This window comes from Variovorax sp. KBW07 (genome assembly GCF_003852515.1).
Taxonomy (GTDB): domain Bacteria; phylum Pseudomonadota; class Gammaproteobacteria; order Burkholderiales; family Burkholderiaceae_C; genus Variovorax.
In genome coordinates this window covers 1-7,016 of sequence record NZ_QAJK01000217.1, presented here as the reverse complement: position 1 = coordinate 7,016, position 7,016 = coordinate 1, and the positions used below count along the sequence as shown (strand labels likewise).

Annotated in this window: 8 protein-coding genes; 4 read left to right on the top strand and 4 right to left on the bottom strand. The window is 67.0% G+C overall.

What is annotated here, in order from left to right; translation table 11 throughout:
• The first annotated feature begins 185 nt into the window (after window positions 1-185).
• The 4 genes from DBV14_RS32010 to DBV14_RS31995 are packed head-to-tail and all read left to right on the top strand — an operon-like array spanning window position 186 to window position 3,381.
• Window positions 186-851 (top strand): aldolase, encoded by a 666-nt coding sequence (locus DBV14_RS32010; RefSeq protein WP_124465910.1) that lies wholly within the window; start codon window positions 186-188, stop codon window positions 849-851.
• Window positions 852-866: 15 nt separating this feature from the next.
• A complete protein-coding gene (gene otnI / locus DBV14_RS32005; protein WP_124465907.1) occupies window positions 867-1,691 on the top strand; it encodes a 2-oxo-tetronate isomerase in 825 nt (274 codons plus the stop codon).
• The gene (locus DBV14_RS32000; protein ID WP_260397304.1) at window positions 1,667-2,917 is read left to right on the top strand and encodes an amidohydrolase family protein; all 1,251 of its coding nucleotides are present in this window, start codon (window positions 1,667-1,669) and stop codon (window positions 2,915-2,917) included. Before otnI ends, DBV14_RS32000 begins: the two co-directional genes overlap by 25 nt.
• Window positions 2,914-3,381, top strand: coding sequence for a RidA family protein (locus DBV14_RS31995; RefSeq protein ID WP_124465904.1), 468 nt, complete (start codon window positions 2,914-2,916; stop codon window positions 3,379-3,381). The genes DBV14_RS32000 and DBV14_RS31995 overlap by 4 nt, the downstream gene beginning before the upstream one ends.
• Here DBV14_RS31995 and DBV14_RS31990 read toward each other — a convergent pair.
• From DBV14_RS31990 to DBV14_RS31975, 4 genes are all read right to left on the bottom strand, one after another.
• Window positions 3,374-4,063 carry a TetR family transcriptional regulator C-terminal domain-containing protein gene (locus DBV14_RS31990; RefSeq protein ID WP_260397303.1) on the bottom strand — a complete coding sequence of 230 codons (690 nt, stop codon included), beginning with the start codon at window positions 4,061-4,063 and terminating at the stop codon, window positions 3,374-3,376. The genes DBV14_RS31995 and DBV14_RS31990 overlap by 8 nt on opposite strands.
• Window positions 4,060-5,028: a PDR/VanB family oxidoreductase gene (locus DBV14_RS31985; RefSeq protein WP_124465901.1), complete on the bottom strand. Its 969-nt coding sequence runs from the start codon at window positions 5,026-5,028 to the stop codon at window positions 4,060-4,062. Before DBV14_RS31985 ends, DBV14_RS31990 begins: the two co-directional genes overlap by 4 nt.
• Window positions 5,029-5,070: 42 nt before the next feature.
• Window positions 5,071-5,661 carry an NAD(P)H-dependent oxidoreductase gene (locus tag DBV14_RS31980; RefSeq protein ID WP_124465898.1) on the bottom strand — a complete coding sequence of 197 codons (591 nt, stop codon included), beginning with the start codon at window positions 5,659-5,661 and terminating at the stop codon, window positions 5,071-5,073.
• Window positions 5,662-5,823: 162 nt separating this feature from the next.
• Window positions 5,824-6,852 (bottom strand): ABC transporter substrate-binding protein, encoded by a 1,029-nt coding sequence (locus DBV14_RS31975; RefSeq protein WP_124465896.1) that lies wholly within the window; start codon window positions 6,850-6,852, stop codon window positions 5,824-5,826.
• Window positions 6,853-7,016 lie beyond the last annotated feature (164 nt).

Sequence of the window (7,016 nt, the reverse complement as noted above, 5' to 3'; positions counted from 1 at the left end):
AGGGCATCGGGTGCTTCCCGCAGCGAAATAAAGGAGGAGCGAAGCGGGGGACATTCGCGGAGGGAAGTACCCGGTGTCAGTCGCACAAGCCAAAGAATGACCCCGCGCCCGCTCCCGAACAACTGCACCAAGAACACAAATACCCTGAAGCCCGAACGAAACACAGTGCGAGCAGGAACCACGACATGAACGAAAACGAAGCCCGCGAAGAAATCTGCCGCGTCGGTCGCAGCCTTTTCGAACGCGGCTACGTCCATGCGACAGCCGGGAACATCAGCGTGCGGCTGGACGACGGATTTCTCATCACGCCGACCGATGCCTGCCTCGGGTTCCTCGACCCTGCGCGACTCGCAAAGCTCGATGCACAAGGCACGCAGACCAGCGGCGACCGTGCCAGCAAGACCATCGCGCTGCACACGCGCATCTACACCGCCGCGCGCAAATTCGACCCCGGCACCGCCTGCGTCATCCACACGCACAGCACGCACTGCGTCGCGCTCACGCTGAACGCGCCCGGTGCCGAACTGCTGCCCGCGCTCACACCGTACTTCGTCATGAAGGTCGGCCACGTGCCTGTCATTCCGTACCACCGGCCCGGCGCTCCAGAAGCCGCCGAACAGGTGGCGCAGGCCATCGAGCGCCTTGGCGCGGCCGGCACGCCCATTCGCGCCGTGATGCTCACGCGCCTTGGCCCCAACGTCTGGCACGACACGCCGGCCGCCGCCATGTCGGTGCTCGAAGAACTCGAGGAAACCGCCAGGCTCCAACTGCTCACCGCTGCAAGCCAGCCCGAGCCGCTGGACGCCGCACAGATCGATGAACTGCGCCGCACCTTCGGCGCGCGCTGGTAGTAGTAAAAACACCCCATGCCCCAATTCGCCGCCAACCTCTCGATGCTCTACCCGGAGCTCGCTTTTCTCGACCGTTTCGATGCCGCCGCGAAAGACGGCTTCCAGGGTGTCGAGTACCTCTTTCCCTACGCCTTTCCACAGCACGAGATAGTTGCCCGGCTGCAGGCCAACGGCCTGAAGCAGGTGCTGTTCAATGGCCCGCCCGGCGATTGGGACGGTGGCGACCGCGGGCTGGCTTGCCTGCCGGGACGCGACGCCGAGTTTCGCGATGGCATCGCCAAGGCCATCGACTACGCGGTGGCGCTCGACTGCCCACGCATCCACGTCATGGCCGGCCTGGTGCCCGAAGGGCTGGAGCGCGAGGCGGTGCAGGCCGTGTACCTCGACAATCTGCGCTGGGCCGCCGCCGAAGCCGCCAAGGCGGGGCGCGACGTGCTCATCGAGCCGATCAACACGCGCGACATTCCGCGCTTCTTCCTGAACCGGCAAGACCACGCGCACGAGATCGTCGAGGCGGTCGGCGCATCCAACCTCAAGGTGCAGATGGACCTGTACCACTGCCAGATCGTCGAAGGCGACGTGGCGATGAAGCTGCGCAAGTACCTGCCCACGGGCCGCGTCGGCCACCTGCAGATTGCAGGCGTGCCCGAACGCCACGAGCCCGACATCGGCGAGCAGAACTACCCCTACCTGTTCGACGTGATCGACGAGGTGTCGGCGCAGTGCGGCTGGCAGGGCTGGGTCGGCTGCGAGTACCGGCCGAAGCGCGGCTCGGAGCCCGGTGGCACCTCGGCGGGCCTGGGCTGGCTGCGCGCATGGCGGCAACGGCAGCGCGCGTGATGAAGCTCGAAGCACTGCGCATTCCAGCGCCGTTGCGAGGCTTCGACGCCGGCGATGCGCAGGTGTTCGACGTCACGCTGGCGGGCGACCGCGTTGAATCCATCGTGCCGAGCGCGCAACAGCAGCAACAACAGCATGCACGCGGCACCCTGCTGAGCGCGCTGGTCGAGGCTCACGCGCACATCGACAAGAACTACACCGTGCAGGACGTGGGCGCGGCGCAGGGCGACCTGTTCACCGCCATCGATCGCATGAACAGGCACCGCGACAGCTGGACCGGCGAGTCGCTGCGCCTGCGCATGACGCGCGCGCTGCAAGACGCCTGGCAGTCGGGCACGCGCGCGCTGCGCACGCACATCGACTGGGTGCAGGCAGAGCCACCGGCCGCGCTGCCGGTGTTCGAGGCGCTGCGCGAGGAGTGGCGCGGCCGCGTCGAGCTGCAGTTCGTTTCGCTCACGCCGCTCGACCTGTTCGCCGACCTCGCGGCAGGCGAGCGCATCGCGCGCGAGGTGAAGCGCGCGGGCGGCACGCTGGGCGCTTTCGTCTATCGCAACGAGGGCATCGTTCACAAGCTGGGGCGCGTGTTCGACCTGGCGCAACAGCACGGGCTGGGCCTGGACTTTCACGTCGACGAAGGGATCGATGTGGAAGCCAGCGGCTTGCGCAGCATCGCGCAACTGGTGCGGGCGCGCGACTTCAAGCGCAGCGTGGTCTGCGGCCATGCCTGCTCGCTGGCGATGCAGGACGACGCCGTCGCCAATGAAACGCTGGCGCTGTGCGCGGGCGCGGGCCTTCACATCGTCGCGCTGCCGACCACCAACCTCTACCTGCAGGGCGCATGGGACCGCACGCCGGTGGCGCGCGGCATCACGCGCATCCGCGAAGCCGCTGCATGGGGCCTGCGCGCGAGCCTGGCGACCGACAACGTGCAGGACGCCTTTTATCCCTACGGCAGCTACGACCTGCTGGAGACCTTCGGCCTGGGCGTGCAGATGGCGCACCTGGCACCGGCCAGCGATTGGCTCGACGCCATCACCGTGAGCCCGGCCAAGGCGCTGGGCCTGGCCTGGGACGGGCGCATCGCGCCCGGTTGCCCGGCCGACCTGGTGCTGCTCGCGGCCACCGACGAACACGAACTCGTCGGCCCGCGCGGACGCCAACGCACCGTGATCCGCCACGGCCGCATCCTCGAAGCACAAACGAATCCGGAGAGCATTCAAAAATGAGCATGGGCAAGCCGATGGCCAACTACGCCGCCGCCAAGCGCGTGGGCGATTTCGTCTTCATGAGCGGCGTGGTGGCGGTCGACCCCGCCACGCGCCGCGCCGTCGCGGGCTACGACGCGATTCCCGAAGCGGCGCGCACCGCCTTGCAGGGCGTGGGCTACGCCACGGGCCAGATGTCGGTCGACGTGTTCGAGGCGCCCATCGTGGCGCAGAGCTGGTTCGTGCTCGAGCGCATCCGCCAGATCGCGGCCGAGCACGGCGGCACCATGGAAGACGTGGTGAAGCTGGTGCAGTACTTTCGCCACCTGCCGCACTACGCCTTCTACAACCGCGTGCGCGGCCTGTTCTATCCGGGCGACCCGCCGGTGAGCACGGTGGTGGAGGTATCGCGCTTCCTGCCGGGCGATGAAGTGCTGGTGGAGGTCGAGGCCACCATGTACCTTCCCGCCAAAAAGGCTACTTGACCCCCGCGCCCTTCAGCAGGAATTCGGTCACCTGCTCGATCAGGTAGCGCCGGTCTTTCTCTTCGCCCTGCTGCGCCACGTCGCGGTAGTACGCGGCCTGCGTGGCGTGGTCGGCATAGAACTGCGTCACGGCCCAGATGTGGAACAGCACCAGCATCGGGTCGGCCTTGTCCATCAGGTCCTGGTTCATCCAGTTCTGGATCACGGCCGCGGCCTGGTCGGTGCGCGCTTTGCTCGTGGTCATCATGCTGTTGATGACCGGTGCGCCGCGCATCATCTCGGCCGTGAAGATCCGCGAGCGCAGCGGGTGGTCGAACGAGAACATCATCTTGCGATGGATCAGGTCGCCCAGCACCTTGCGCGGGCCGAAGGCCTCGTCGCTGAAGCCGAACACCACGATCCAGTCGGTCAGGATGTCTTGCAGCACCTGGCGGTACAGCGCTTCCTTGCTCTCGATGTAGTAATGCAGCTGCGCCTTCGACAGGCCGGCCTTGTCGGCGATGGCCTGGGTCGACGCGCCGGCCAGCCCCTCGCTGGCGAACACCTCGATGGCGGCCTGGTTGATGAGGCCCAGCACCTGCGTGTATTTGCGCGAACGTCCGCGCGTGGCGGGCGCCTCGCCTTCGCTCTCGTCGGGGCCGGCGTTGGCGTTGGTGCCGATGGTGGTGGGGCGGGCGCTCACAGCTGCAGCACCAGTTCCTGGCCCCTGGCGCGCGAGCAGCACAGGGCCACGCGGGTCTTGCGCTCGGTGCCGGTAAGGCAGAAGTCGCGGTGCTCCGCGCCCTCGCCGTCGCCCTCGACCACGCAGGTGCCGCACAGGCCCTGCTGGCACGACACGGGGATGTCGATGCCCACTTCATGCAGCGCATCGACGGCGGTCTGGTCGGCGGCCACCGGCACGCTGATGCCGCGCCGCGCGAGCTTCAGCGTGAAGGGCAGGCCGGTGGTGGTGTTGGCGTCGGTGGGCGCGGCGAAGTATTCGGCGTGCAGCGCGTCTTCGGGCCAACGGGCGGCCGCGGCCGCGTCGCGCACCGCCTGCATGAAGCCGCCGGGGCCGCACACGTACAGATGCGTGTTGCCCGCACGTTCGGCCAGCAGCGCGCGCAGGTCGATGCGTTGCGATGCGTCGTTGCCCTGGTCGAGGTGCAGCCGCAGGTGCGGTGCCAGCGCCGGCGCGCGCAGCGCATCGGCAAAGGCCAGGTGTTCTTCGCTGCGCGCGAACACGCACAGCGTGAAGTTCGCGCCACGCGCCGCGAGCGCCTGCGCCATGGCCAGCAGCGGCGTCATGCCGATGCCGCCCGCCAGCAGCAGGTGGTGCGTCGCTTCCTCGCGCAGCGGGAAGGTGTTGCGCGGTGCGCTGATGGGCAACAGGTCGCCTTCGCGCACGCGCTCGTGCATCGAGGCCGAGCCGCCGCGGCTGCCGGCCTCGCGCTTCACGCCGATCACGTAAGACGCGTTGCCCGAGGGCGCGCGCGCCAGCGAGTACTGGCGCGAGAAGCCGCCGGGCATGTGCACGTCGATGTGCGCCCCGGCCTCGTAGGCCGGCAGCGGCCGGCCCCACGGATGGGACAGTTCGAAGGCCAGTATTTCCGGCGTCTGCCGCGAGATGCGTTCGACGCGGACAGTGAGCGTGCGCTCGAGACTCATGGTGCGTGGCTCCCTCTGTTGTGTTGTCTGTACTCAGGTGGCTCAGATGCTCTGCAGCTTGCGCGAAACGCGCGCAATGAAATGGGTGCGGTCGTGCGCGGTGGCGGCGTTCATGTCGTGCAATTGCAGCCACGTCACCTTGCAGCGCCATGCGAACAACGCGCGCAGGGCGCGTGTGAACAGCCGCCGGCCCGGGTCGCCGATGGCCATCACGAACCACCGCGGCGAGCCGCCCGTGGTCACCACCGTCAGCCGCTGGATGTGCCGCATGCCCGACTTCGCGAGCTGCCCCTTGCGTTCCGCAGGCAGGAAGGCCACGCCCGGCAGCCACACCCGCTCCAGCCAGCCCTTGAGCATCGACGGCGGTCCGTGGAACCACGTGGGGTAGACGAACACCAGGTGCTCGGCCCACAGCAGCGCTTCGACGTGCGGTTTCACGCGCTCGCGGATCAGTTCGGGGTTGTCGAGGTAGGCAATGCGCTCCTCGCGGGTCAGCGTGGGATCGAAGCCTTCGGCATAGAGGTCGATGGCCTTGACGGCATGCCGGGGTTCGAGCGCCTCGAGGGCGGCGCGGTACAGCGCATGGTTGAAGCTGTCAGGGTTCGGATGGCAATGGACGACGAGCGTTTTCATGATTGAGGGCCGGTTCGCCTGTTCGGCGAGACGGGGTCAGAGCCCAAGGGACAAAAGGCCGCGCGTGCCTTATGGCAACCCAGGCGCCGGCATCTGACCCCGGCGCAAGCCCCGCGCGACCCACGGGAAAAATACGATGCTGTACAGCTCTTGCCGATTTACTTATTTGCCGGTGAGCTTCTTGCGGACGTCGACACCGACGCCCTTGTTCACGAACTGCGTGGTGACCACTTTCGACAGGTCGACCTCGCCGGGCTTGTACAGGCCGGCCTTGACCATCTTGTCGTAGAAGTCCTTCACGCGGGCTTCGTCCATGGCGCCGATGCCCTTGGTGAGCGAGTCGCCGCTGTCGACGATGCCCATCTTCTTGATCAGCTCGATCGAGCCCTGCAGCGCGGCCACGGGCGAGTCGGGGTTGGTCTTGGCGATGAGCTCGTTGGCGGCCTTGTTGTCGCCATAGAGGTAGTTGTTCCAGCCGACGATCGAGGCCTCGATGAACTTGCGCACCGTCTCGGGCTTGCTCTTGATCAGGTCGGCGCGCGTCTCGATGGTGGTCGCGTAGGTCGAGAAGCCGTTGTCGGCCAGCAGTTGCACCACGGGGTCGAAGCCGGCCTGTGCCTTGATCGACAGCGGCTCGGAAATGGCATAGCCCTGCTGGATGGATTTCTTGTCGGCGAGGAACGGGCCGACGTTGAAGGTGTAGGGCTTGAGCTGCGAATCCTTGAAGCCGTGCTCGGACTTCATCCACTGCCAGAAGCTGAACTGGCCGTCCTTGCCGATGAAGGCAACGGGCGCCTTGGTCATGTCCTTGAAGCTGTCGTAGCCCTGGCCCGGATGCGCGAACATGGCCTGCGGGTCTTTCTGGAAGATGGCGGCGACGACGACGGTGGGCACGCCGTTCTTCACGTTGTCGAAGGACTGGAGCAGGTTGCCGGTCATGAGAAAGTCGACCTTGCCTGCCGGCAGCATGGGCCGGTTGTTGACCATGGGGCCGCCCTGCATGATCTCGACGTCGAGGCCGTATTTCTTGTAGGTGCCATCGACCAGCGCCTGGTAGAAGCCGCCGTGGCCGGCTTGCGCTTTCCAGTTGGTGGCGAAGACCACTTTTTCCTGCGCCTGCACGGCGAAGGCGGCTGCGGCGAGGGCCAGGCCGAGGGCAAGGGGACGAAGTGTCAGAGCGGGAACGCGCATGGCAGTGGACTCCTGGGATTGAATGCGACGGAAGGAATTTTCGTGCTGGTCGTCCACTTTGCGATCGCGTGATCTACGGTGGACGAAGCTGGATCGGGGTTGGCGTTGCTGTTCGGGAGCGGGTGCGGGGTCATTCGGGGTGCGTGCGAATGACACCGGGTACT